Origin of the sequence: Streptomyces sp. V4I2, assembly GCF_030817655.1 — a bacterium.
Taxonomy (GTDB): domain Bacteria; phylum Actinomycetota; class Actinomycetes; order Streptomycetales; family Streptomycetaceae; genus Streptomyces; species Streptomyces plumbiresistens.
The window spans coordinates 8112299-8135964 of the sequence record NZ_JAUSZM010000003.1; the positions used below are offsets into that span (position 1 = coordinate 8112299).

Below are 23666 nucleotides of genomic sequence, written 5' to 3' on the forward strand. Positions count from 1 at the left end.
GTATCAACCACCATAGTCAGTGATGGGCAATGATTTGAACCAGAAGTGTGGCGACGACGAGCTCGTCGTCGGCCTCGACGCGGGCGGCACGCGTACCCGCGTCGTGCTCGCCGCCGCCGCGGACGGCCGCCTGCTCGGCGAGGGCGCCGCCGGGCCGGGCAACGCCCTGACCGTTCCGATGCCGCAGCTCATCGAGCATCTGGCCGAGGCCGTCGCCGCGGCGGTGCCCGAGGAGGCGCGCGGCCGGGTCGTCTCCGTGGCCGGCGGCTTCGCGGGCGCCACGGCGGCCTCCCCGGACGACCCGGGGCACCTCAACGCCCGGTCCGCCCTCACCTCGGCCCTGCGGCGGCTCGGCATCCCGGCCGGCCCGGTCGGCATCTGCAGCGACATCGAGGCCGCCTTCGCCGCCGCGCCCGGCACCCCGGCCGACGGCCTCGCCCTCGTGGCCGGCACCGGCGCGGTCGCGATGCGCATCGCCGGCCGCCGGGGCACGGTCACCGTGGACGGCGACGGCTGGCTGCTCGGCGACGACGGCAGCGGCTTCTGGATCGGGCGTACGGCGGTACGGGCCGCGTTGCGCATGGCGGACGGACGGGGACCGGCAACGGCCCTGGCCGCGTCCGTGGGGCGGGCACTGGGACTGCCGGGCGGCGTGCTGCCGGGTGACGACGAGGATGACCGCGGGGCCGGCTGGACTCGTCCCCGCCGCGAGGCCTACCGCATGCACCTGCTCCCGGCCGTCATGGCCGACCCGCCGATCCGGCTCGCCCGGCTGGCCCCACTGGTGGCCGAGGCGGCGCGGGAGAAGGACGCGGTCGCCGAAGCCATCCTCGAAGAGGCCGCCGACCAACTGACCGAGACCGTACGGGCATTGAACCCCCGCCCCGGCGAACCGCTCGTCGCCACCGGCGGCCTGCTCGGTCCCGACGGCCCTTTGACGATCCCTCTGTCCGACCGCCTCGTCCCCCTCGGCCTGACGCTCGACTGGGTGGCCGACGGCTGCCGGGGCGCCGTGGCCCTCGCCCGGCTCGCGCACGGCGGCGGCAGCCGATGAACGACATGGTCTACCGCGACCCCACCGCCCCCGTCGACGACCGGGTCCGCGACCTGCTCTCCCGGATGACCCTGCGTGAGAAGGCCGGCCAGCTCAACCAGCGGATGTACGGCTGGGACGCCTACCGCCGCACGCCTGACGGCGGCTTCGAACTGACCGACGCCCTGTACGCCGAGACCGAGCGCTTCGCAGGACTCGGCGCCCTCTACGGGCTCCAGCGCGCCGACGCGTGGTCCGGCGTCGACCACACCAACGGGCCCGGTGCCGAGGACGGCGCCGCCCTCGCCGATCTCGTGCAGCGGCATGTCGTCGAGCGCAGCCGGCTCGGCATACCGGCGCTGTTCGTCGAGGAGGTGCCGCACGGCCACATGGCCCTCGACGGCACGGTCCTGCCCGTGAACCTGGCCGTCGGCGCCACCTGGGACCCCGGCCTGTACGAGTACGCCGCCGCCCACGCCGCCGCCGAACTGCGGGCCCGCGGCGGCCATGTCGCCCTCGTGTCCGCGCTGGACATCGCCCGCGACCCGCGCTGGGGCCGTACGGAGGAGTGCTTCACCGAGGATCCGTACCTGGCGGCGCGGCTCACCGAGGCGCTGGTGCGGGGCATGCAGGGGGAGCACGCGGCGGGATTCGCCGCCGACAAGGCCCCCGTCGTCCTCAAGCACTTCGCCGGACAGGGCGCCACCGTCGGCGGCCGCAACTCCGCCGAGTCCGAGCTCGGGCCCCGCGAACTCCACGAGATCCATCTCCCCGCCGCCCGGGCCGGCGTTCGTGCCGGAGCCGCCGCCGTCATGGCCGCGTACAACGAGGTCGACGGGATGCCGTGCTCCGGCAACAGGGCTCTGCTCACCGGGCTGTTGCGCGAGGACTGGGGCTTCGACGGGCTGGTGATGGCGGACGGACTGGCCGTGGACCGGCTGGCCCGTATCACCGGCGACCAGGTTTCCGCGGGCGCTCTCGCGCTCAACTCCGGTGTCGACCTGAGCCTTTGGGACCAGGGCTTCACCCACCTGGAAGAGGCGGTCGAGCGGGGGCTGGTGAGTGAGGAGGTGCTCGACGCGGCCGTCGCGCGGGTCCTGCGGCTCAAGTTCCGTCTCGGCCTGTTCGAAGAGCACGCCACGCGCACGGACTTTCCGGCCCACGGCAGGGACGTGAGCACGACGCTGGCCCGGGCCGCGGTCACCCTCCTCCACAACGACGGCGGTGTCCTGCCCGTCGCGGCGGGCGTCTCCCGTATCGCCGTCATCGGACCCCAGTCCGCCACCACCGCCCACCAATTGGGCGACTACACCGCCCCGCAACGCCCCGGCACCGGCAGCAGCGTTCTCGACGGGCTGCGGCGACTCGCCCCGCCCGGCGTCGACATCCGTCACGCCCGCGGCTGCGCTCTCACCGGCCAGGACCTCTCCGGCATCCCCGAGGCGGTCGCCGCGGCCGCCGCCTCCGACCTGGCCGTGCTGGTGCTGGGCGGCAGCAGCGCGCGCACCCCGGACACCGACTTCGACGCCAACGGGGCGGCCCGGGGTGCCGTCTCCGAGATGACCTGCGGTGAGGGCGTCGACCTCGCGGGACTGCGGCTCGGGAAGGCCCAGCACGCCCTGCTCGACGCCGTCACCGCGACCGGCACGCCCACGGTCGTCGTCCTCATCCAGGGCCGCCCGCACGCCGTCCCCGAGGCGGCCGAGCGCGCGGCGGCGCTGCTCACCGCCTGGTATCCGGGCCCGTGGGGCGGCGAGGCGATCGCCGAGATCCTGCTGGGGCTCCGGGAACCGACCGGCCGCCTCCCCGTCTCCGTCCCGCGCTCGGCGGCCCAGCTCCCCGTGTACTACAACCACAAGGACAACGAGTACGGCGACTACGTGGACGACAGCGCCGCACCGCTCTACTCCTTCGGGCACGGGCTGGCGTACACGAGCTTCGCGTACGGACCGCCGCGGCTGTCCGGGCACACCGTAGAGGTCGACGTCACCAACACGGGGGAGCGGCACGGGCGTACGGTCGTCCAGCTCTACATCCGGCGGCTGGTCACCCCCGTGTGGCCGCGCACGCTCGAACTGCGCGCGTTCCGGGCCGTCGACCTTCGGGCGGGCGAGTCCCGCACTGTCGCCTTCTCGCTCGGCGCCGACCAACTCGCGCAGGTCGGCGCCGACTTGGTGACGGCCGTAGGGCCGGGGACGCTGGAGATCCGGGTCGCGCAGTCGGCGGGGGACGCGCTGACCGCCGTACCGGCGACCCTGCGCGTCCCCCTCGTCTGAGACGTCAGAGCTTCACGGCCCCCGACGACACGCCCTTGTAGAACCACCGCTGGGTGATGATGAACAGCACCAGCACGGGAATCACCGAGATCACCGAACCGGCCATCACCAGCCGCTGGTCGTAGCCGAACGACGACGACTGGAGGCGGGAGAGCCCCAGTGTGAGCGTGAAGTGGTCCTCCGTGCGCAGCACGATCAGTGGCCACAGGAAGTCGTCCCAGGCGCTGATGAAGGTGTTGATGGTGACGACCAGGATCGCGCCGTAGGCGGACGGCAGGTACAGGTATCGGAACCGCTTCCACTCGCCCGCCCCGTCGAGCATCGCCGCGTCCTCGATCTCGCGCGGCACGGCGAGGAACGCGGCCCGCATGATCAGGACGTTGATCGCGGCGACGAAGCCGGGCAGCCAGACGCCGACCAGGTTGTCGACCAGGCCCAGGTCGCGGATGCTCAGGAAAAGCGACACCATGATCGACTCGAAGGGGAACATCATGGACGCCATCAGCACGACCCAGACCAGCTTGCGGCCCTTCCAGCCGGGCTTGGAGAGCATGTAGCCGGCCATGGTGGAGAAGACGAGCTGGCTGGCGATGGAGATGACGGCGACGAAGAAGCTGTTCCTGATGTACGTCCACACCGGGACCTGGTCGAAGACCTGCCGGTAGGCGCGCAGGCTCGGGTGGTGCGGGAACAGTGAGGCGCCGGAGCCGAAGACGTCCTCGGTGGGGCCCTTGAGCGATGACAGCAGCTGCCACAGCAGCGGGCCCACGGTGATGAACAGGACGAAGACCAACAGCAGGTAGCGGAGGACAAGTTCGCGGGGGCGGCCGTAGTCGCGCCAGCGCGGCATGAGGCGCCGGGGTTTGTCCACGGCCGTGGTCATGACTCGTCCTCCTTGGTCAGGCGCTGGGCGAGCAGCGTGAGGCCCAGGGTCAGGGCGAACAGGGCGACGCTGACCGCGGCGCCGTAGCCGGCGTTGCCGGTGAGCGGGTCGAGGCCGACGTCCCGGATGTAGAAGGGGAGCGTGCGGTCGGCGCCGCCGGGGCCGCCGGTGGAGCCGCCGAGCATGTAGATCTCGGTGAAGACCCGCAGGGAGCCGATGCCGGTGAGGGTGCCGACCAGCATCATCGACTGGCGCACGCCCGGCACCGTGATGTGCCAGAAGCGGCGGATCGAGCCCGCGCCGTCCACGGCGGCCGCCTCGTGGAGTTCCTTCGGGACGTTCCCCAGCGCGGCCAGGTAGAAGATCATGTACCAGCCGAGGCCCTTCCAGATCGTCAGGCCCATCGCCGACAGCAGGATCAGCCACGAGTCGGACAGGAAGGGGATGGCCTCCCGGATGATGTGGGCCTTCTCCAGCCAGGTGTTGGCCAGTCCCTGGTCGCTCAGCAGCCACTGCCAGCTCAGGCCGACGACCACGCTGGAGGCGAGGACGGGCGTGTAGAAGGCGGAGCGGAAGAAGCCGATGCCCGGGAGGTTCTTCTCCACGAGGATCGCCAGCAGGAGCGGCAGCAGGATCATCAGGGGGACGACGATCACCGCGTACAGGACGCTGTTGCGGGTCGCCAGCCAGAAGTCCGAGTCGCCGAACATCCGGGTGTAGTTGTCCAGGCCCACCAGGTTGTAGGTGCCGCCGAGCGGCTTGGCGTCGGTGAAGGACACCAGGAGCGTGTTGAGGAAGGGGAAGACCCCGAAGACCGTCGTGCCGACGATCGCCGGGGCCATCCACAGCCAGGGCAGCCACCACCGGCGGTAGAGGGCCGCGCCCCCCGCGTCCGCGGTCGGGCCAGGAACCACGGAGCGGAGGGCGCGGCGCAGGCGCCCCGGCGGGCGGTGCGAGGAAGTGCCGGGGCTCAGGGCGCCCGCCCCCGGGGAGGCGGGAACGGGCGCCTGGTCGAGGGTGTGCTGAGCCATCGTCAGCTGCCCTGCTCGATCAGCTCGTTGCCCTTGGACTGCGCCTCCTTGAGGGCGTCCTCGGCGCTCTTCTTGCCCTGCATGGCGAGCTGGATCTGGGCCGAGAAGGCGTTCAACTCGCCCGGGGTGAGGGCGATTTCGTCGGCCGTCGCGGTCTTGCGGTCACTGGCGACGATCTTACGGGCCTCGGCGAAGGGGTCGGTGCCCTTGACCGACTGGAAGAACGGGTCGTCGAGCGAGGCGGTGGTGGACGGGAAGATGACCACGTTCGGGTCCTTCGCCCACTCCAGCTGGTTCGGCGCGTTGGTCAGGAACTGCGCGAAGGCGAGCGCGGTCGGCGCGTTCTTGCTGGTGGCGGCGGTGCCTATGTACTGCGGGGCGCCGACGGTGTGGCCCAGGTCGTCCAACATGAAGCGGGCGACGCCGGTCTTCTTGTAGACGCTCGGGTTGTTCTGCTGGATGAAGCGCAGGAAGTTGGGGTTGGTGGGGCCGTAGACCAGCTTGCCCTGGCCGAAGACGTTGGCCGGGTCCTGGGTGGAGGAGAGGGAGTCCCGGGGCATCCCGCCGGCCTTGTAGAGCTTCGTCATGGCCTCGACCCACTGCGTGGTCTTCGGGTCGTCGGCGAAGGTGAACTTCTTGCCGTCGGCGGAGAAGATCTTGATGCCCATCTGCTGCCAGTCGGCGGGGATGCGCAGTTGCGGGTTGGCGAGGAAGGCGTAGTACTTGCCGTCCGAGGCCTCGGCCACCTTCTGGGCGTCGGCGAACAGGCCGAGGACGGTCGTCGGAGGTTTGGCCGGGTCCAGGCCGGCTTCCTTCATCAGGTCCGTGTTGAAGGTCTGCACGATGCCGCCGGAGTACCAGGGCAGCACGCTGTGCACCTTGGTGCCGGAGGCGTCCGCGTACATGCTCGACTTCCACAGCGCGGGGACGAACGGCTTGCCCGCGTCCGGGGCCTTCTTGTCCAGGTCCAGCAGGTAGCCGTTCTTGGTGAGCGCGATCGCCGTGTTGACGTTGATGTTCACCACGTCCGGCAGCGTGCAGCCCTGCGCGTCCGCGACCAGGCGCTGGGTGAAGGTGGCGTCACCCGGGTCGTCGATCCACTTGACCTTGGTGCCGGGGTGCGCCTTCTCGAAGGCCGCGATGACCCCGTTGAAGTAGCCCCCGAAGTCCTTCTTCAGGTTGGTGGTCTGGAAGGTGATGTCGCCCTTGACGTCGCCGGTGAGCTTTCCCGACCCCACGTTGCCCTTGTCGACCTTGCAGCCGCCGGCGGTGGCGTCGCCACTGTCGGAACCGCCGGACAGACCACAGCCGGCGGCGGCCAGGGAGAGGGCGGCGATACAGGTGAGGGTGCGGGTCAGTCGTCTTGCGCGCATGTCGTGTGTCCTCCAGCAGACCGTTCAGCCAGGGATGCGGGCTGGTTCAATCAACCAACTTCGACTCCGATTGATGAAAAGGTGGACCAGAATTCATCGGAGGTCAATGGGTTGCCGTGTTGCGTTTAGGTTCCGTCCGCGATCAAGTCGCTGATCAGGGCGGCGCAGGGCGGCCTCAGTGCCGGTGTTCGTGGTCCGGGTGCGAGGGATCGCCCGGATGCTCGTACCCGTGCGCGTACACCACGCCCGCCCGCGCCCGGTCCAGCCAGTCGAAGAAGGCCCGCCGGCCCGCCGCCCGCCGCAGCTCCCGCGCGACGCCCTGGCGGACGTCCTCATACGGAAGGAAGTCCTCGGCGACCGCCCCGCCGAAGGGGTCGGCGCCGCGTCTGAGCGCCTCCGGGGTGAGGAAGCGGTCCCGGTTGCGCTCGTAGTAGTCCCGTACGGCCGCCTCGGGGACGTCCTGCTCCCGCTCGAGCCGGTCGAGCAGGACCCGTGCCGCCGGGGAGTGCGCGAGCGCCGCCGCGACGATGCTGCCGAGGTCGGCCACGTCGGTCTCGGCCACCGCGAGCACCTGTGCCGGGGACACCTCCGCCGGCGGGTTCAGCCCCCGTTCCGCGCAGGCACGGCGGGCGAGTTCGTCGGTGACGACCACCTGCGTCGCCCAGCGCCTGCGCTGCCGTTCGGCCCGGGCGAGGGACTCGTGCCGGGTCTCGCGGTCCCGCGCCGGAACGGCCCGCAGCAGGGCGTCCACCCGCTCCTTCGCGACCCCCTCGCCGTCCACCACGGCCGCATGCCCGGTCATCGGGTCACCTCCAGCTCGACCGCCTCCGTGTAGGCGACGCACCCGTGCCAGGCGACCTTCGCCATCAGCCAGTACGACCCCGGCGGCACCGCCGAGCCGTCCACCTCGATCACACACTCCCGCTGCTCCCCGCCGCCCACGGTGAACCCCTGGAGGCCCGGACCGACCCCCGGCCAGGTGCCCCAGGAGGACACGGCCCACAACTGGCCGCTCACCGGCCCGAGGGTGGTGTTGCGGAGGATCACCGGAACCCGGACGCGCTCGTCCCGGCGCACGGTGAGCCGATCGACTCCCAGCGCCGACACCAGACTTGGCCCGGACTGTCCGCCCGGCACATCCAGCGCCACGACGTCCTCGTACGTCTGCCCGCCGTACGAGAGCCGGGCCGCCAGCCAGTGCCGGCCGGGCTCGGCGCCGGCCGGCGGCGTCACCGTGACCTCGGCGAGGCTGAACCCGCCGGGGCCCAGCGCGTACGGCAGTTCGGCGGGCTCGGCGGACCAGCCGGGCGGCACCTCGAAGGCCACCGTGCCCGCGACGGGCGCGTCGGTCAGCTCCGAGGCGACCCGGACGGTCGCGGTGACGGGGCCGGAGGCGGTGAGCGCGGCCGGCGAGACGTACACGGCCACGGGCAGGTTGCCGCGCGGGGCGGGCCCGGAGTTGTGGAGCCAGTAGCGGGTGTGGACGGGCTGGGCGGGCTCGTGGGCGGCGACGCCGGGATCGGGCTCCGGCCGGCCGGCCGGAGCCGGCGTGGCGAGGAAGGTCGCCACCTCGAAGCCGGTCAGACCGACGTCCAGGCCCCCTTCCCGGTCCGGCGCCAGCCGTTCCCCGGGCCTCTCCAGTACGTCCGCACGGGTGCCCTGCGCCCACCTGGACGGCCCGTGCACGCGCGCCCGCACCGGCCGCCCGTTCACCTCGTGCATCCGGACGACGATCCCGCGCCCCGGGTCGGCGGGCGCCACGCTGCCCCGGGCGAGCGGGGAGCCGAGCGGCTTGAGGGCGTCGAGCAGGACCTCGCGGGCGGGCTCCAGCGTGAGCAGGGAGATGTGCCGAGGCAGGGTCTCGGCGCCGTTCTCGGCACGCAGCCGCGCGGTGAGCGGACGGTTGAACTCGTGCCCGCGCGCGGGCAGTCGCTGCTCCCGCCAGTCGCCCTCGCCCGCCACGACGGCGTAGTCGAAGGTGTGCGACCAGCGCTGGAGCTGGAAAGCGGACCCGTCGGGGGCCGTGCGGCGCGGCGGGTCGACCCAGATGCCGGAGGGCCAGCCGGTGCAGGAACGCATCAGGGACATGTAGAGGTCGCCGGAGGCGGTGACCACGCAGCCGGGCGTGCCCCGGTTGAGGACGGCGAAGCCGCGCCCGTCCCAGGCGTCGCCCGGCGGCAGCGCCTCGCCGCCGCCCGCCGCGGTGGCCGTGACGCTGAAGTCGTCCAGGTCGGCGATCAGCGCGTCGACCGCCTTGGCGTCGTCCTCGGGCCCGGCCCCCGCCACCACGAGCAGCGGCAGCCGCTCCAGGTCGCGCAGGTCCGCCCCGGGCACCCACTCCTCGCGCAGCCCGGCGCGCGGCGCGACCCACACGGCCGCCACCCCCCGCTCCGCCAGCTGCCGGGCGAGCTCCCGCCCGGCGGCTGGGTCCCAGCCCAGCGCCTCGGCGACCACGCAGTTGCGGTCGGGACCGCCGACGGCGATCCGGATGTCGGGGAGGTTGGAGTCCACCTCCAGGTCGCCGTAGCGGGGACCCCCGGCGATGGTCGAGGTGGCGGTGACGCCCGCGCGGACCAGGGCCGCCGCGAGCGGAGTGCCCAGCGCACCGGCGACCTCCCAGTCCGCGTACACCAGCTCGGCGACCCCGATCGCACGGTGGCCGACGAGTTCGCCGGTCTCGTCCCGCACCGCGACCCGCGCGGTGGAGCCCAGTCCGAACCAGGTGTTGGCCGGGTTGTCCAGCGTCCAGGGGAACTGTTCGCTGTCCACCTCCACGAACCCGAACCCGCGCCCGATGACGGCGTCCGCCACCTCGTGCACCGGCAGCCCGCCCCGCACGCCGGACGGCCAGCGCACCCGGATCAGCCGGTCGGCGCCGTCGTAGCCGTCGACGGTCGTGGAGACATCGAGCCGGTCGACGCCCGTCCACAGGGTCAGCCGCTGCGTGTACCGGAACAGTCCGAGGTCGGCCCGGACGGTGATGCGGGACCCGGCGGGGGAGTGCTCGATCTCGACATCGGCGTTCACGTCCCGCCCGCGGGCGGCGGTGGTCCCGGTCGGCGTCAGGTGCCACGGCCCCTCGCCGAAGCGCGGGTGCCTCGGGTACTCCTCCTGTACGACGAGCTCGTTGCCGATGTCGCCGGGGCGCAGCAGCTCCCGGCCGCCGTCCCCGTCCCCGTCCTCGTCCTCGGCGAGCGCGCGCAGACTGCTGACGCCGCCGCCGCGCGCGGGGTCGACCGTCACCTCGTAGAACTCGTTGCGGATGGTCAGGCCCTCGCCGCGGGTCCACCCCGGTGCGGAGCCCGCCGAGAGGGGGAGCGCCTTGAGGCCCATGCCGGGCACCTCCGGTACGACGACCCGGAGGCGGCCGTCCTCCTCGCGGACGGCGGGCAGGGGCCGGAAGTCCTCGCCCAGGGGCACCAGGCCGGGATCGTCGACGGTGAGCACATCCCGCCGTTCCCAGGTCGCGGAGTTGAAGACGACCAGGTCGGGGCCGGTGGCCGGGGCGACCTGGTCGGCCAGGGCCTGGGTCGCGTCGGCGTGCACGGTCTCGGCGAGGTCGTACAGCTCCCGCCAGCCGGTCAGCAGGTCGATGTACACCTGGTCGGACTCGGAGCCGGTGATGGCGTCGTGATGGGCGCCGTAGACCAACTGCCGCCAGGCCTTGTCGAGCGCCGCGTCCGGATAGGGGTGGCCGGTGACCAGCGAGGCCAGCGTCGCCCAGGCCTCGGCGTCGGCGAGGAGTGCCTCGCCGTACCGCTGGGCCTGCTTGGTGTCGATGTAGGAGACGTCCTTGCCGGTGTAGACCGGGTTCATGTCCCGGGTCTGCGGAGACGCCTTGCGCCCCTCCGCCTCCAGCTCGGCACGCACGGCGGCGAAGAAGTCCCGCGGGATCGCGCTGACGAAGCGCGGCCACACGTACCGGTCGTTCCAGTCCCGGTGGATGCCCATCACCCAGCGGCACGGCGGCGCGTAGTCCCCGCCGACCGGGAGCAGCACGTTGCGGGTGAGCGCGACCTTCTTGAGCCCTCTGAACAGTTTGAGCGCGGCCGCCTCCGCCTCGGGCAGGGTCGGCGCGTTGTCGATCGCCCAGCCGGCGCCGTAGTGGTTGACCATGTAGGCGGTCAGCAGCCCGCGCCCCGAGGGCGCGATCCAGCTGAACTCGGCCGGGAACTGCATCCGTTGGGGATCGCGGGGCTCCTCGCCGAACACCGACAGCGTCGGCCCCCACTGGTGGAACGGCCCCCGCGCCCACGAGCTGGAGGTGACCCCCGCGTCCGCCATCAGCCCCGGGAACTGCGGATCGTGCCCGAACGCGTCCAGCTGCCAGGCGGTCTCCGGGGACGCCCCGATGATCCCGCGCTGGAACCCGTCGCCGTACAGGGCGTTGCGTACGGTCGCCTCCGCGCCGGTGAGATTGGTGTTCGGCTCGTTGTAGGTGCCGCCCATGATCTCGACGCGCCCGGTGCGGATCAGCTCGCGCAGAAAGGCCCGCTCCTCCGGGAAGGCGTCCCAGTACGGCTTGAGGTAGTCGACCTCCGCCAGCACGAAGGCGTACGCCGGGTCGCGCCGCGCCAGATCGCAGTGCGCCCGCACCAGGCTCATCCCGGACTGGCCGCGTGAGTCGAAGGTGCGGGCGGGCAGACCGGTGAGGGCCGGGTCGTCGGCGACGTCCCAGGTCTCGGTGTAGGCGGCCTGGGTGTTCCACCAGACGGGGTCGTAGTGGAAGTGGCTGACCATGAACATGGTCCAGCCGGGCTCGGCCGCCGTGAACTCGCCGGTGTGCTGGGTGAGCCGGTCGCCGTCGGCGGCGGTGACGGTGATCTCGCGCCGCTCACCGACGGCCAGGTCGGTGTGCACGGGTATCTCGGCCCGCACGGTGCCGTCCTCGGCCGTCTGCACGACGGCGACTCCGGTGATCCCGGACCCCTCGACGCTGAGGCGGACGGTCCGGCCGGGGGTGTGGCTCAACTCGACGGCCACCACCTGGCGCGGCTGCTCGGTGGTTCCGACGAAGAGCTCGGTCGACTCGACAGAGGACACGCGCATGGGAGGGGGCTCCTACGAGGATGCTCGGGGGAGCCCCATCGTGGCACCGGAACGATGATTCAAACAACCATCTCTGTATTTTTCCGGTGGCTCATCCATACGACTTCGGATTCGGGCTCAGCGTGTGCGGCGGTTCTTCACCGCATGCTGCGGGGTGATGTGGTCGGTCAGCGCCAGCGAGGCGCTCGCGCGCTGGTAGGTGAGCTGGGCGACCCGGACGTAGAGGCAGTCGATGAGGACGAGCACCGAGTGCCGGCCGCCGATGCTGCCCGTGCGGCCCGGGAAGATGGTCTCCGAGGAGGACGAGATGAGCCGGATGTCGGCGGCCTTGGCGAGCGCCGAGCGCGGGTCCGTGGTGATGGCGACCGTGGTGGCGCCGCGCTCCTTGGCCATCTCGAACGGTTCGAGGGTCTCCCGGGTCGCCCCGGAGTGGGAGATCCCGATGGCCACGTCCGCCGGGGTCAGCAGGGCCGCCGAGGTGGCTGCCCCGTGCACCTCGGTCCAGCCGCGGACCGAGCAGCCGATGCGGAACAGCCGCGTCTCCGTCTCCTGGCGCCACCGCGCCGCTGCCGCCGACTCCGTACACGTCGATGCGCCGGGCGCGGGCCAGGGCCTGGGCCGCGCGCTCGATCGCGTCCAGGTCGATCCGGTCGATGGTCTGCTGGATGGCCCGCAGGTCCGCGGTGCCGACGACCTGCACGACCCGTTCGAGGTCGTCCTCGGGGGAGATCTCCGGGCCGATCTCGGCGCTGCCCCAGTCGGAGACCTCGCCGCGGCCGCGTTCCTGGGCCAGCTCGATCAGCAGGTGCTGGTACGAATCCAGGCCGATGGCCCGGCAGAACCGGGTCACCGTCGCCTGGGAGGTTCCGGTGCGGCGGCCCAGCTCGGCGGCCGAGCAGTGCGTGACGGCGGCCGGATCCTCCAGGATCAGCTCGCCGACCTTCCGCAGGGAGCCGGCCAGCCGCGGCAGCTCGGTACGGATGAGAGTGGTGACGTCCGTCGGGGGCATGCGAAGAATGTATCAGCCACCGTTCAAGGGGCCGATTGAATACCAGGACCCTCCTGTGATTTATTGATTCATCGCTGGGGAGTCATAGGGTGGTTCAAGCCATCAGTGCGAGCCATCAGTACATGGGGAGTGTCGCGTGTCCGTCGAGTCAGTCAGTGCCCAGGGTTTCGCTCGGCAGAGCCTGGCCGTCCTCCAGCACATCACCGAGTCCGCCCGCGAGGATGTGGTCCGTGCCGCCGACCTGATAGCGCGGTGCGTCCGCTCCGACGGCGTCATCCAGGCCTTCGGCACCGGCCACTCCCAGGCGATGGTCCTCGAGGTCGCCGGCCGCGCGGGGGGTCTGGTGCCCACCAACCGCCTGAGCATCGCCGACCTCGTGCTCTACGGCGGCGACGACCCGAGCGTCCTCGACGACCCGCTCCTGGAACGCCAGGAAGGCGTCGCCGCGCGCCTCTACGACCTCGCCGCCCCGCACCCCGAGGACCTCTTCGTCATCATCTCCAACTCGGGCGTCAACAACGTCATCGTCGAGATGGCCCTCCACGCCAAGGAGCGGGGCCACCGCATCCTGGCCATCACCTCCCTCAGCCACACCCGCGCCGTCCCCGCCGGCCACCCGAGCGGTAAGAAGCTCGTCGACCTCGCCGATGTCGTCCTCGACAACGCGGCCCCACGCGGCGACGCCCTCCTCGAACTCCCCGGCGGCGGCGCGGTGTGCGCGCTGTCCACGCTCACCGGCGTGATGCTGGTGCAGATGGCGGTCGCGGAGGCGTCGGCTGTTCTGCTGGCGGCCGGGGAGCAGCCGCCGGTGTACGTCTCGGCCAACGTGCCCGGCGGCTTCGAGGGCAACCTGGAGCTGGAGAAGCGGTACGCCGGACGGATCCGGCGCACCGCGAGCTGACGGCCTACTCCACGGGCAGCGGCGTCAGCGCGACGGCTAGCGGATACGCGCCGGTCGTCAGAGGCGCCCCGGTGGTGCCCTTCGCCGTGTCGACCGGCACCAGGGAGTTCCCGTCGGCCGTGGTGACGTACGCCGTCCCGCCGCTCCAGTCCAGGGCCACGTCGAAGGCCGACCTGCCGACCTGGACGCTCGTGCCGGGCGCGCCGGTGACCGTGTCGACCGGGGTGACGGAGTCCCCGTTGCTGGGACTCACCCAGAGGGTCCGGCCGTCCGGGGACAGGGCGAGACCGTAGGCCTGGCCGGAGACCAGGAACGTCGCCTCGGTCTCGTTGGTGGCGGTGTCGATCGGGGTGACGGTCGAGCCGCCGGAGTTGGAGACGTAGACGGTCTTCCCGTCGGGCGCCGCGACGACGTTGAAGGGGCGGGGGCCCACGGGTACGGGGGTTTCTGCCTTTCCGGTGGTGAGGTCGACGGGGGTGACGGTGTTGTCGTGGATGTCGGCCACGTACAGGGTCCGGCCGTCGGGTGTGATCGCCATGTTCTCGGGTCCGGAGCCGACCGGGACGGGGGTGCCCGGTGTCAGCGTGGTGGTGTCGATGGGCTGGACGGTGCCGTCCGTGTAGTTGGCGACCCAGAGCGTGCCGCCGTCGGGCGTGAGCGCGAGTCCTGCGGGGACGCGGCCGACGGCGACCGTGGCGGTGACGGTGTCCGTGGCCACGTCGATGACACTGACCGTGTTCGAGCCCTGGTTGGCGGCGTAGGCGGTCCGTCCGTCGGCGCTCACGACCACCTCGCCGGGGTTGTTGCCGACGGCGATGTCGGTGCTCCTACCGGTGGAGACGTCTATGGAACTGACCGACGCACCACTGAAGTTGGCGGTCAGGGCCTTCAACGAACCGGTCTCCTCCGTCACTTGGACCGGTAGGGCACTGTCGAGGATGCCGTCGCCCGACACCACGAGGGAGTGCACGCCCGACGTGCCGGCGGTCAGCGTGACGGTCGCCGAGGCGCTGCCCGCGGCCGGGACGGTCGCGGTGCCCTCGGCCGGAGAGGCGGTGACGCCGTCGGGCACGTCGAGCCTCCACGTGACGGTCCTGGCCGCCGTGGACCGCTCGTCGGACAGGGCGAGGGTCACCGTCCGGGAGGCACCTGGCTTCAGGGTGAGGGAGGTGGGGGAGAAGGAGGCGTCGACACCGGGATCCGGTGCGTTGTCCAGCATCGACTTGTAGAGGAACTGGTCCATGACACCCGGCGAGACCTGCTCGGGTATGGCGTCCAGCTCCTTGCGCTCGGCCCGGAGCCGGTTCCAGTACGTGGTGACCGCGTCCGCGTCGCCCTGCTTGTTGGCGAGCAGCAGGGCCACGGCCGTCTGCCCGGCGGTGCCGTAGCGGCCGAGCTTGTCCAGCCAGGCGGAGGTCTCGTCGAGGAACCCGGGGTTGTCGAGGCGGGCGCGCAGTTCGGCGGGGGTGGCCGCCATGTCGGCGAAGTAGGCCCGGAGCGCGGCGGCGGCCCGGTCGAGGCCGCTGTCCTGCTCGTACGCGGTCCGGAAGTCGGCGATGAGGCGGGTGAGGGTGGGGGATTCGGTGGGGTCGAGCTGGGAGGAGTAGTTGTTCTCGGCGAAGATGCGCAGCCACTTGGCGGCGCCGGGTCCGGCCAGGTCCCGAACGGAGGCGAGGAAGGCGGCTCGTGGGTCGTAGGCGTCCGGGTTCCACAGATAGGCGGCGGACGTGAACAGGGCGATGCGGCTCGCCTCGCCCTGGACCATCGGGTTGGCGGTCACGCCGGTGGCGGCGCTTGCCACGCCGGGTTCGCGGCCGGTGTAGGGGCCGAGCAGCAGACGGCTGGTGACGTAGTCGTTCACGGGGTAGTTGTCCCAGACCAGGATCGGATGGCCGTACACCGCACGGGCCTGTGCGACCTGCTCGGCGGTGATGGCCGGCGCGATCACGCCGACGCCGGTCCACTCCACGACCACGGAGGGGTCCAACTGCTCCCGCAGCGCCTTCTTGTACGGGGAGTCGACGAGGTCGGAGTACTCGGTGGGGACCATCTCCAGGGGGTGCAGGTCGTCGGGGTGTTCGGCGGAGAAGTCCTGCCAGACCCGGTTGAGCAGATGCGCCTGCGCGGCACCGGCCGCACCGCCCCCGCTCCCGAACTCCTTCTCGTCCTCGGCGCAGTTCCACTTCGTGTAGCTGATGTCGTCCAGCGGGATCGCGAAGGAGCGGACGCCGATCGCGTACAGCGTGTCGAACTTGGCGGTGAGGGCCTTGATGTCGGCGTCGGAGGAGTAGCAGACCGACAGTCCCGGGGAGAGCGCGTAGGTGAAGCGCACGTGATTGGCGCCGGCCCGGTCGACCAGTTCCTTGAGCCGGGCCAGTTCGGCCGCGGGGTAGGCGTCGCGCCAGCGGGCCCGCAGGTAGTCGTCGTCCTTGGGGGAGTAGACGTACACGTTCTGCTTCGTACGCCCGTAGAAGTCGAGTTGGGAGAGCCGCTCGGCGTGCGTCCACGGGGTGCCGTAGAAGCCCTCGATGACTCCGCGCAGTGCGGCGGTCGGCCAGTCGCGGATCGTGACCTCGGGCAACGCGCTTTTCTTGGTGACCAGTTGGCGCAGGGTCTGGGCGGCGTAGAAGGTGCCGGTGGTGTCGACGCCGGAGAGGGCGAGGAGCGACCGGCCGTGTCGGCGGCCGGATGCGAGGACGTAACCGCCGGAGGCGAGACCGTCCGGTGGCGCGGCGCCCAGTTGCTCGAGCGCCTTGCCGGTGGCGCTGTTCTCGTCGGGGCCGCCGAGGTAGACGGTGAGACCGGCCGCGGGAGGCTTGTCGCCGGCGTCGACGGTCGTGATGCGGCTCGCTCCGGCGGCACGCAGGACGCCCTCGACGACCCGGCGGGCGGACGGGTCGGTGCCGGGGCCGACGACCTCGACGACCCGGTCGGGGACGGTGAGTTGGTGAGGACCGGTGCGCATGCTCTGGGGGGTGGGCCAGACCTGCGGTGCGGGTGGGCGGGGCGCTGCAGCTGACGCCTGGCTGGTCGGGGCGGCTAGTCCGACGGCCATCAGCAGGGCGGCGGCCGTACGTCTGAGGCGAGTGGGGGGAAGCACGGGTTCTCCTCGGAGGCCGTGGGTGAATGCATCCACCGAGTGATGTTAGAGATGTTGAATTGAGCATTCAATGGGGCGGGACCACCCCGGGTGCGCGGGGCGGGTGTCGGGTGCGGCGTGCGTCGGCGGAGGAGGAGGCGGCGACGGACTAGTAAATGAAAACGATTATCGATAGCTTGTCGGTGCGCAGAGCCCGGCCCCCTCCCGCCGAGGGGCCTGCCGGGCTGCTCTGACGTCTGGACTCATGGCACACAAAGGGGAGTTGTGGCTCATCTGCTGGTGGACGGGCACCTGCTGCCGGCTCACGACCCGTGGTCGGGGATCGGCGGCGCCGACGGGATCGTACGGACAAGGGACCTTCCTGGACTGGGAGTCGACGAGGTGAGGGTCGCGCATGAAGACGTGGCGTGAGATGCGCGGCTTCCCGCTCGCCGTCCGACTGCTCCTGGTCAACCAGCTCGGCGTCAACACCGGCTTCTACCTCCTCATCCCGTACCTGGCCACCCACCTCACCGACAACCTGGGCATGTCCGCGGCCGTCGTCGGGGTCGTCCTCGGGGTGCGCAACCTCAGCCAGCAGGGCCTGTTCATCATCGGCGGCTCCGCGGCCGACCGGCTCGGCGCGCGGGGCGTCATCATCGCCGGGTGCGCCCTGCGCACCGTCGGCTTCGCGCTGTTCGCGCTCGGCGACGGGCTGGCGGTGCTGCTCGCCGCGTCCGTGCTCAGCGGGCTCGCCGGGGCGCTGTTCAACCCGGCGGTGCGCGCGTACCTCTCGCAGGAGGCGGGGGAGCGCAAGGCGGAGGCGTTCGCCCTGTTCAACGTGTTCGCCACGACCGGCGCGCTGATCGGCCCGCTCCTCGGCAGCGCGCTGCTCCTCGTCGACTTCCGCACGTCCGCGCTGACCGCCGCCGGCATCTTCGCCGTCCTCACGGTGGCGCAGGCCCTCGTCCTGCCCGCACGGAAGGTGGCACCGAGCAAGGGCGGGGTCCTCTCCGACTGGCGGGAAGTCCTCGGCAACCGCGCCTTCCTGGCCTTCGCCCTGGCCATGGTCGGCATGTTCACCCTGGAGAACCAGCTGTACCTGCTCCTCCCCGAGGGCGCCCGCCAGGCCACCGGCTGGGCCGGCGCGGCCGGCCTCGTCTTCCTCGTCGGCACCCTCGCCAACCTCGCGCTCCAGCTGCGCATCACCAGGTCACTCAAGTCCCGCGGGAACAAGCCGCGTTGGATCGCGATCGGGCTCGCGGTGATGGGGCTGGGATTCCTGCCCCCGGCGATCACGGCGGGCTCGGCCCTCGACGGATGGCTCGACGCCGCCCCGGTCCTCCTCGGCGCCCTGCTGCTCTACCTCGGCATCATGATCGCCTCGCCCTTCGTGATGGAACTGATCCCCGGCTTCGGCCGCCCCGAACTCACGGGCACGTACTTCGGCATCTTCTACGTCGTCTCGGGCATCGCCGCCGCCCTCGGCAACGCGGCCGTCGGCTGGGCCATGGACGTGGGCGAGCGCGGCGACGCGGAGTGGCTGCCGTGGCTGTGCTGCACGCTCTTCGGCCTGACCTCGGCCGGCGCAGTGGCGTGGCTGCACCGGGGCGGTGCGCTGCCGGGCAGCCCGGCACCGACGGTTGCGACGGCTCCGGCCGGAGGCGGAGAGGCAACCTTCGGCGCGGCGACCGACTGCATCTCGTAGCGCGCCGTACGAACACCACGCACTGACACACGCCAGACACCACACACTCCAAAGGACACTCATGTACGACGAACGCTTCCCCGGCCTGCGCCGCCGCGGCTTCCTCGCCGCCACCACCGGAGCCGCGGCCCTCGCCCTCGTCGGCTGCGGCGGCGGCACGGACGACGCGGCGGAGGAGGGCAGTAGTACGCCCAAGCGGGGCGGACGGCTGCGTGCCGCCTTCGCCGGGGGCGGGGCCAGCGAGACGCTCGATCCGCACCTGGCCAACCTGTTCGCGGACGTGGCCCGTGCCAAGGCCCTCTACGACAAGCTCGCCGACTACGGCCCCGACCTGTCCGCCCAGCCCCGGCTCGCCGCCTCCTGGGAGTCCAACAAGACCCTCGACCGCTGGCAGGTCACCCTGCGCAAGGCGGCCTTCCACGACGGGAAACTGGTCACCGCGAAGGACGTCCTCTACAGCTACCGCCGGATCGCCGACCCGGAGCAGACGTTCCGCGCCAAGGCGTCCCTGGAGCCCATCGACCTCGACGCGAGCCGCGCAACCGGCGACAACGGCATCGAGTTCGTGCTGAAGCGGCCGACCGCCGAGTTCCCCAACATCCTGGCCGCGTTCGGCGCGTACATCGTCCCCGAGAACGCGGGGGAGACGTCCGACCTCGACACGAAGCCCGTCGGCTCCGGGCCTTTCCGCTTCGTCTCCTTCGCGCCCGGCCGCTCGGCCGTCTTCCGCCGCAACGACGACTACTGGGAGGGCGCCCCGCACCTCGACGAGCTCGAGTTCGTCGTCGCCAACGAGGAGTCCGCCCGCGTCAACGCCCTCCTCGGCGGCCAGGTCGAGTACGCCCACGAACTCAACCCCACCACCGCCCGCGCCCACGAGGGCAAGGGCCAGATCGAGATCGTCCGCCTGCGCAACAGCGCCATGCAGGCGTTCTGCATGAAGACCGACCGCGCCCCCTTCGACGACAAGCGGGTGCGCGAGGCGTTCTTCCTGATCGCCGACCGGAAGGAACTCGTCGACGGTGCCCTGTCCGGCGCGGGCGTCGTCGGCAACGACCTGTTCGGCAAGGGCTACGAGTACTACGCCGACAGCCTCCCGCAGCGCGAACAGGACCTCGACAAGGCCCGCGCCCTGCTCAGGCAGGCCGGCGCGGAGAACCTCAAGGTCACCCTCGACACCTCCGCCGTCGCCGCCGGATTCACCGAGGCGGCCAGCATCTTCCGCGACCAGGCCGCCAAGGCCGGCGTCACCGTCGACGTGAAGATGGGCAGCAAGGACTCGTACTGGGCCGACATCCTCGACTCCGGCACCCTGTGCTGCTACCGCTCCGGCGCCATGCCCATCGAGGCCCACATCTCCCAGCGGCTGCTCACCGACTCCACCACCAACGCCACCAAGTGGCAACACAAGGACTTCGACGCGCTGTACCAGCAGGCGCAGTCCACACGCGACAAGACCGAGCGGGCCGCTGTCTACGAGCGGATGCAGCGGCGCCTGTACACCGAGGGCGGCTTCCTCATCTGGGGCTTCGCCGACTGGATCCTCGGAACCGCCCGCACCGTGAGGGGAGTTGAGGCGAAGGCGCCTGCCAACACGCTCGACTGGGCCCGTTTCGACAAGGTCTGGCTGGCGTGAGCAAGAGCCCGAGGGCGAGCGGCCTGCGCTCGTTCGTCGCCCGGCGGCTGCTGCTCGGCGCCGCGCAGACCGTGGCCGTGGTGCTGCTGGTCTTCGCGCTCACCGAGGCGCTGCCGGGCGACGCCGCGGTGGCCCTCGCGGGCGACCAGCCCGACCCCGCGCGCATCGCCGCGATCCGCGAGGCGATGGACCTGGACCGGCCGGCGTACGAGCGGCTGGCCGACTGGGCGGCGGGCCTGCTGCACGGCGACTTCGGCACCTCCCTGGCCTCCGGCCGCCCGGTGGCCCAGTACATCACCGACGGCTTCGGCCCCAGCCTGCTGCTGGCCGCGCTCACCCTCGCGCTGCTCGTCCCGCTCGGCTTCGGCCTCGGCGTGCTCGCGGCCCGGCACGAGGGACGGCTCGTGGACCGGCTGGTCAGCGGCGTCACGCTCGCCGTGTACGCGGTTCCCGAGTTCGCCCTCGGCGTCCTGCTGGTGACCGTCTTCGCGCTGAAACTGGCCTGGCTGCCGCCGACCGCCGTGGGCTACGGCACCGACCTCCTCGGCCACCCGGCCGCACTGGTCCTGCCCGTGCTCGTCCTCCTCTCCCGCCCGGTGTGCTCCCTGTCCCGCCTGGTCCGGGCCGGCATGGTCGACGCCCTCGCCTCCCCGTACGCGGCCCACGCCCGCCGCTACGGAGTCCCCGGCGCCCGCGTCCGCTACACCCACGCCCTGCCCAACGCGCTCGCCCCGGCCGCCCAGCAGCTCGCCCGCACCGTCGACTGGCTGCTGTGCGGTGTCATCGTCGTGGAGGCCCTGTTCGTGATCCCCGGTCTCGGCACGGTCCTCCTCAACGCCGTCGCCGAGCGGGACGTACCGGTGGTGCAGGGGCTGGCGGTGGTGTTCGGGGTGCTGACCGTGGTCCTCAACCTCGGTGCGGACGTGGTCGCTCACCGGCTGACGCCGCGGGCCGGGGTGGCGGCATGACACGGCGCCGCTTCACCCTCGGCCTCGCCGTGGTGGCGGTCCCTCTCGTCCTCGCCCTCCTCGGCCCCCTGTTCACCGGCGCCCCCGGCCCCCGTTCCGGGTCCTTCACCCTGGGCGGCGAGCACTGGCTCGGCACCGACTTCGTCGGCCGGGACGTCTGGCGGCAGGTCCTGCACGGCGGCCGTACGGTCGTGCTGACCGCCCTCGCCGCGACCGCCCTGGCCTACCTGGTCGCGCTGCCCGTCGGACTGGTCAGCGCGCTCACCCACGTACGGCGGCTGGAGGAGCTGCTGATGCGGCCGCTGGACGTGCTGCTGGCCGTACCGTCGCTGCTGCTGATCCTGCTGGTGGCGTCCGTGTTCTCGCCGGGCGCGGCCGGGATCGCGCTGCTCGTCGCGCTGGTGAACGTGCCCGACGCGGCCCGGATCGTGCGGGCGGCGGCGGGCGAGGTCGCCGCGCGTCCCGCGGTGGAGGCGCTGCGCATGCAGGGCGAGACGTGGTGGCGCATCGCCGTCGGCTACGTCGGCCGCTCCGCCCTGCGCACCCTCGCCGCCGACGCCGGAATCCGGCTGACCGGCGTGCTGTACCTGGTGTCCACGGCCGCGTTCCTCGGGGTGGGCGTCGCCCCGGACGCCGCCGACTGGGCGGTCATGGTCGACCGCAACCGCACCGGCCTGTTCGTCCAGCCGTGGGCCGTGGTGGTGCCCGCGCTGCTGATCGTGGCGCTGACGACGGGCACGAACCTGCTCTTCGACGCGGCACTGGAGAAGACCCCGCGACAGAAGGGACGGCGGCCGTGAACCACACGACCGGCCCGGTCGCCGAGATCCGCGACCTGCGCGTCGAGATCGACGGCCGCGCGATCGTCGACGGAGTGAACCTGCGGGTGCGGCCCGGGAAGGTGACCGCCCTGGTCGGCGCCTCCGGCAGCGGCAAGACCACGACCGGCCTCGCGCTGCTGGGCGAGTACCCGCCCGGCGCCCGCGTCACCGGAGAGGTGCACCGGTCCGCAGACGGCCTGGTCGGCTACGTGCCCCAGCACCCCGCCGCCGTCCTCAACCCGGCCCGCCGCGTCAGCGCCCTGCTCCACGACATCGCCCGCCCCCAGGTCCGTGGCCTGCCCCGCGCCGAACGCCGCACGGCGGCCCGCGAGCTGGTCCTGCGCTCCCTCTCCGACGCCCAACTCGCGGACGGCGAAGCCCTGTTGCGCCGCTACCCGCACCAGCTCTCCGGCGGCCAGCAGCAGCGCGTCGTCCTCGCCCAGGCCCTGCTGCTCGGCGCCCGGATCGTCGTCGCCGACGAACCGACCACCGGCCAGGACGCGTTGACCAAGAGCCGTGTCGTCGGGCAACTGGCGGCGGTCGCGGCGCGCGGCATCGCGGTCGTGCTGCTCAGCCACGACCTGGACGTGGTGCGGGCGCTCGCCGACGAGGTGCTCGTGATGCGCGCGGGCCGGGTCGTGGAGTCGGGGCCGGTGGAGCGGCTGTGGACGGCTCCCCGGCACGAGTGGACCCGCCGGCTGCTCGACGTGCAGCGGGCGGCGGCCCCGCGGGACGGGACGGGGATTGAAGCAGCGCAACCTCTCCTGAACGTACTGAACTTGACCGCCGTACACGGCCGCACCACCGTACTGCGCGCCCCGCACCTCGCCCTGCACCCCGGCGAGTGCCTGGCCGTCGTCGGCAGATCGGGCAGCGGCAAGACCACCCTCGCGCGCTGTCTGGCGGGCCTGCACCGCGACCACGACGGCGAGATCCTGCTCGACGGCGTCGCACTGCCGCGCAGCCTGCGCCACCGCAGCCGCACCCAACTCGCCGCCGTGCAGTACGTCTTCCAGGACGCCCGCGCCTCCTTCGACGAACACCGCCCCGTCCTCGGCCAGGTCGCCCGCACCGCCGTCCGGCTGCGCGGCGCGGACGACCGTACGGCCACCGAGGAGGCGTCGGCCACCCTGGGCCGGCTCGGGCTGTCCGACGACCTCGCCCACCGCCTGCCCGGCGAACTCTCCGGCGGTGAACTCCAGCGCGCCGCCCTCGCCCGCGCCCTGCTGGCTCGTCCCAGGGTCCTGATCTGCGACGAGATCACCTCCGGCCTCGACACGGTCACCCGGCGCGCCCTCCTCGACCTGCTCGCCGGTCTGGTGGGCGACGGTGACGACCTGTCCCTCGTCCTCGTCACCCACGACCTGGACACCGCGCGCCTCGCGCACCGCATCGCGGTACTGGACGCGGGCGAACTCGTCGAGCAGGGGCCGACGGGCCGGATTCTGGCGGAGCCTCAGCATGCGTTCACCGTCTCCCTCATGAACGCGACGGCACATCTGGAGGCGGGAAGCCGATTCCGGGCCAGAACATAAGAGTTGGCCGGGACGGGTATCGGCTCCTCCTTTGCCGGGCATCGTGTTGGGGCCCGCAGTGGGCCTCACAGGGGAGTCGCTTCGAAGGGGATTCGAAGGGGAGGGGAGCCATGACGTCGCCGGTGCCATCGGCCGATTCGCTTCCGCAGCCGGTGCTGAACCAGCCGACGTCGGTCGCGGTCTTTCTGGTCGTCAGAGATCGAGGCCCTCGCCCCCACGGTCGGCATCAGCGTCGCCCGCACCACCCTGCTCGACCCGCTGGAGCGGACGGCCCGGCTCGCCGAATCCCTCGGCGGTGACCCGGACGCCGAGAAGGCCACCGCCGCCAGGGCCCGCTTCGACGCGGCTGTCGAGACCCTGCGCG

At 72.1% G+C, this 23666-nt stretch carries 14 protein-coding genes and 2 pseudogenes; 9 read left to right on the forward strand and 7 right to left on the reverse strand.

What is annotated here, in order from left to right:
- The first annotated feature begins 22 nt into the window (after positions 1-22).
- Together QFZ76_RS38095 and QFZ76_RS38100 are read left to right on the forward strand one after the other, a co-directional pair.
- Positions 23-1054 carry an N-acetylglucosamine kinase gene (locus QFZ76_RS38095; RefSeq protein ID WP_307677931.1) on the forward strand — a complete coding sequence of 344 codons (1032 nt, stop codon included), beginning with the start codon at positions 23-25 and terminating at the stop codon, positions 1052-1054.
- The gene (locus QFZ76_RS38100) at positions 1051-3309 is read left to right on the forward strand and encodes a glycoside hydrolase family 3 N-terminal domain-containing protein (RefSeq protein ID WP_373464411.1); all 2259 of its coding nucleotides are present in this window, start codon (positions 1051-1053) and stop codon (positions 3307-3309) included. Before QFZ76_RS38095 ends, QFZ76_RS38100 begins: the two co-directional genes overlap by 4 nt.
- A gap of 4 nt (positions 3310-3313) precedes the next feature.
- On the opposite strand, the gene QFZ76_RS38105 is transcribed toward QFZ76_RS38100, so the two are convergent.
- The 6 genes and pseudogenes from QFZ76_RS38105 to QFZ76_RS38130 form a co-directional block, all read right to left on the reverse strand.
- Complete coding sequence (locus tag QFZ76_RS38105; protein ID WP_307677932.1) at positions 3314-4192, reverse strand: carbohydrate ABC transporter permease; 879 nt, start codon at positions 4190-4192, stop codon at positions 3314-3316.
- Positions 4189-5223, reverse strand: a complete 1035-nt coding sequence (locus QFZ76_RS38110; protein ID WP_307677933.1) for a carbohydrate ABC transporter permease — start codon at positions 5221-5223, stop codon at positions 4189-4191. Before QFZ76_RS38110 ends, QFZ76_RS38105 begins: the two co-directional genes overlap by 4 nt.
- A gap of 2 nt (positions 5224-5225) precedes the next feature.
- A complete protein-coding gene (locus tag QFZ76_RS38115) occupies positions 5226-6596 on the reverse strand; it encodes an extracellular solute-binding protein (RefSeq protein WP_307677934.1) in 1371 nt (456 codons plus the stop codon).
- A gap of 175 nt (positions 6597-6771) precedes the next feature.
- Positions 6772-7398, reverse strand: coding sequence for a peptidyl-prolyl cis-trans isomerase (locus QFZ76_RS38120; protein ID WP_307677935.1), 627 nt, complete (start codon positions 7396-7398; stop codon positions 6772-6774).
- Positions 7395-11645 (reverse strand): NEW3 domain-containing protein, encoded by a 4251-nt coding sequence (locus tag QFZ76_RS38125; RefSeq protein ID WP_307677936.1) that lies wholly within the window; start codon positions 11643-11645, stop codon positions 7395-7397. The genes QFZ76_RS38120 and QFZ76_RS38125 overlap by 4 nt, the downstream gene beginning before the upstream one ends.
- 117 nt (positions 11646-11762) lie before the next feature.
- Positions 11763-12654, reverse strand: a pseudogene (locus tag QFZ76_RS38130) (MurR/RpiR family transcriptional regulator).
- A 136-nt stretch (positions 12655-12790) separates the two neighbouring features.
- Here QFZ76_RS38130 and QFZ76_RS38135 point away from each other — a divergent pair.
- The gene (locus tag QFZ76_RS38135) at positions 12791-13555 is read left to right on the forward strand and encodes an SIS domain-containing protein (protein ID WP_307677937.1); all 765 of its coding nucleotides are present in this window, start codon (positions 12791-12793) and stop codon (positions 13553-13555) included.
- A 4-nt stretch (positions 13556-13559) separates the two neighbouring features.
- On the opposite strand, the gene QFZ76_RS38140 is transcribed toward QFZ76_RS38135, so the two are convergent.
- Positions 13560-16610, reverse strand: a complete 3051-nt coding sequence (locus tag QFZ76_RS38140) for a beta-N-acetylglucosaminidase domain-containing protein (protein WP_307680246.1) — start codon at positions 16608-16610, stop codon at positions 13560-13562.
- Between the two features lie 324 nt (positions 16611-16934).
- On the opposite strand from QFZ76_RS38140, the pseudogene QFZ76_RS38145 reads away from it, so the two are divergent.
- The 6 genes and pseudogenes from QFZ76_RS38145 to QFZ76_RS38170 form a co-directional block, all read left to right on the forward strand.
- A pseudogene (locus tag QFZ76_RS38145) lies at positions 16935-17066 on the forward strand (dipeptide epimerase); the annotation flags it as partial.
- Positions 17050-18342: an MFS transporter gene (locus QFZ76_RS38150; protein ID WP_307677938.1), complete on the forward strand. Its 1293-nt coding sequence runs from the start codon at positions 17050-17052 to the stop codon at positions 18340-18342. The pseudogene QFZ76_RS38145 and the gene QFZ76_RS38150, both read left to right, overlap by 17 nt.
- 61 nt (positions 18343-18403) lie before the next feature.
- Positions 18404-19978, forward strand: coding sequence for an ABC transporter substrate-binding protein (locus QFZ76_RS38155; protein WP_307677939.1), 1575 nt, complete (start codon positions 18404-18406; stop codon positions 19976-19978).
- The gene (locus QFZ76_RS38160; protein ID WP_307677940.1) at positions 19975-20946 is read left to right on the forward strand and encodes an ABC transporter permease; all 972 of its coding nucleotides are present in this window, start codon (positions 19975-19977) and stop codon (positions 20944-20946) included. Before QFZ76_RS38155 ends, QFZ76_RS38160 begins: the two co-directional genes overlap by 4 nt.
- Positions 20943-21746 carry an ABC transporter permease gene (locus tag QFZ76_RS38165; RefSeq protein ID WP_307677941.1) on the forward strand — a complete coding sequence of 268 codons (804 nt, stop codon included), beginning with the start codon at positions 20943-20945 and terminating at the stop codon, positions 21744-21746. The genes QFZ76_RS38160 and QFZ76_RS38165 overlap by 4 nt, the downstream gene beginning before the upstream one ends.
- Complete coding sequence (locus QFZ76_RS38170) at positions 21743-23302, forward strand: ABC transporter ATP-binding protein (protein WP_307677942.1); 1560 nt, start codon at positions 21743-21745, stop codon at positions 23300-23302. The genes QFZ76_RS38165 and QFZ76_RS38170 overlap by 4 nt, the downstream gene beginning before the upstream one ends.
- Positions 23303-23666: the final 364 nt, after the last annotated feature.

Excerpts from the sequence above, each read along its gene's own strand:
- QFZ76_RS38095 (WP_307677931.1), top strand. The coding sequence starts at position 23 with ATGGGCAATGATTTGAACCAGAAGTGTGGCGACGACGAGCTCGTCGTC.
- QFZ76_RS38100 (WP_373464411.1), top strand. The coding sequence starts at position 1,051 with ATGAACGACATGGTCTACCGCGACCCCACCGCCCCCGTCGACGACCGG.
- QFZ76_RS38105 (WP_307677932.1), bottom strand. The coding sequence starts at position 4,192 with ATGACCACGGCCGTGGACAAACCCCGGCGCCTCATGCCGCGCTGGCGC.
- QFZ76_RS38110 (WP_307677933.1), bottom strand. The coding sequence starts at position 5,223 with ATGGCTCAGCACACCCTCGACCAGGCGCCCGTTCCCGCCTCCCCGGGG.
- QFZ76_RS38115 (WP_307677934.1), bottom strand. The coding sequence starts at position 6,596 with ATGCGCGCAAGACGACTGACCCGCACCCTCACCTGTATCGCCGCCCTC.
- QFZ76_RS38120 (WP_307677935.1), bottom strand. The coding sequence starts at position 7,398 with ATGACCGGGCATGCGGCCGTGGTGGACGGCGAGGGGGTCGCGAAGGAG.
- QFZ76_RS38125 (WP_307677936.1), bottom strand. The coding sequence starts at position 11,645 with ATGCGCGTGTCCTCTGTCGAGTCGACCGAGCTCTTCGTCGGAACCACC.
- QFZ76_RS38140 (WP_307680246.1), bottom strand. The coding sequence starts at position 16,610 with ATGGCCGTCGGACTAGCCGCCCCGACCAGCCAGGCGTCAGCTGCAGCG.
- QFZ76_RS38150 (WP_307677938.1), top strand. The coding sequence starts at position 17,050 with ATGAAGACGTGGCGTGAGATGCGCGGCTTCCCGCTCGCCGTCCGACTG.
- QFZ76_RS38155 (WP_307677939.1), top strand. The coding sequence starts at position 18,404 with ATGTACGACGAACGCTTCCCCGGCCTGCGCCGCCGCGGCTTCCTCGCC.
- QFZ76_RS38165 (WP_307677941.1), top strand. The coding sequence starts at position 20,943 with ATGACACGGCGCCGCTTCACCCTCGGCCTCGCCGTGGTGGCGGTCCCT.